Source organism: Amycolatopsis sp. lyj-23 (genome assembly GCF_046549135.1).
Taxonomy (GTDB): Bacteria; Actinomycetota; Actinomycetes; order Mycobacteriales; family Pseudonocardiaceae; genus Amycolatopsis.
Genome location: NZ_JAJPWN010000045.1, coordinates 1 through 1,496 on the forward strand (window position 1 = coordinate 1; position 1,496 = coordinate 1,496).

A 1,496-nucleotide genomic window follows, 5' to 3' on the forward strand; every position below is an offset into this window, starting at 1 on the left:
TGAAGTACCGGGGGCGGTGCCGGAGTCGAAGCGGTAGAGGTCGTAGGTGCTCATCAGGGAGAGGACCTTGATCGTGTAGTCGGGGTCGGTGGCGTAGCGCCTGCCGACCTCGCGGATGAACCCGTCCGGGTCGTGGCGGTACGGCAGGGCGCTCTGGTACACCGAGTTGGTGGTGAGGAGCCGGCCGTAGTCGCGGAACGAGTTCTCCATCGAGTCGTAGGACCGGAAGTACGCGTTCACCGTGTGGCACGGCAACGGCACGCACTCGCTGGTCGGGTACGGCGCGCACCCCTTGGCGAACGGTCCCGGGTTGGTCGGCGACGTGCACTTGAAGCCGAAGTAGTTCCGGTCGTTGACCGAGAGGCCGCTGCGTCCCCAGTTCGACTCCAGGATGGACTGCGCGACGGTGACCGAGGCCGGGATGTCGAAGTCGTCGCGGACCCGCTGGGCGGCGGGACCGGCCGCAGCGATGTAGGCGTCCTGGAAGGCGTCCTGGCCGGCCGCGGCTCTCATCGCCGCGGCCCGTTGTTGTTCCTGTGTGGTCGTGCTCGTTCCGGGGTCGCTGGTCGTCGGCTGGCCCGCCGAGGCCGGCGACACGAGAGCCAGCGTGCTGAGCAGCACGCCTGCTCCGCCGACGGCGATCCGCGTGATGGTGCGGGTCATGGTGTCCTCCCAGGTCGTGGTGATGGGGAAAGCCTGGGAGGCGTGTCTCCAAGTCGGCTTCAAGCCGGCTGCAATCCCCCTTGTAGCCGTTTTGGGGCGGACTTGAAGCCCGCCCCGGCAACGTCCTCCCTGCGACTCCGCCGCACCGAGACCGGTGGAGCGTTCACCCGGGAGGAACCATGACCGTCCAGCGCACCGGTGCCGTCGTAGCCGCCGTGCTGACCTCGCTCGTGATCGCCGGCGCCACCCCGGCGGCCGCGGCCACCCACCCGCTCGGAGCGGCCGCCGCCGCGGCCACGCAGGGGTACTACGACCCCGCCAAGCCGGGCGCGCTGCCCCACGAAGGCACGGCGGGCGTACCGAGCCATCCGCAGTCCGGCGCGACGGCGATGACGTCGGCCACCTCGGTCGTGAACGGCCAGATCACCCGATCGGAGGTGCTGGTCCGATCAAGATCCTGGATCGACGAACACGTGATGTACAGCCAGACCGACTACCACCCCAACCAGTACGGCAACTACCGCCAGGACTGCTCGGGGTTCGTGTCCATGGCCTGGAACCTCAACACCAGCCTGACGACCGCCACCCTCCCGACGCGGATGGACGCCATCGGCTGGGCCGACCTCCAGCCGGGCGACGCGTTGTGGCGCCAGGGTCACATCGCGCTCTTCATCGGCTGGAACGACACGGCCAAGACGCAGCCGATCGTCCGCGAAGAGTTCGACTTCGGCAACCCGGCGGTCGAGCGGCCGTGGACCACGCAGTCCTACATCCACACCTTCACCCCGATGCGCTACCGCAACATCGTCGACGACCTCGGGCAGCCGGCACCC

2 protein-coding genes are annotated in these 1,496 nt (G+C 69.0%); one reads left to right on the forward strand and one right to left on the reverse strand.

The features are described from left to right. The coding region (locus tag ACLJPY_RS50070; protein ID WP_410598079.1) for a glucosaminidase domain-containing protein at positions 1 to 663 on the reverse strand (663 nt) is incomplete at its 3' end. Between the two features lie 179 nt (positions 664 to 842). Here ACLJPY_RS50070 and ACLJPY_RS50075 point away from each other — a divergent pair. Continuing rightward, positions 843 to 1,496: hypothetical protein (locus ACLJPY_RS50075; RefSeq protein WP_410598080.1), on the forward strand; the 654-nt coding region annotated here is incomplete at its 3' end.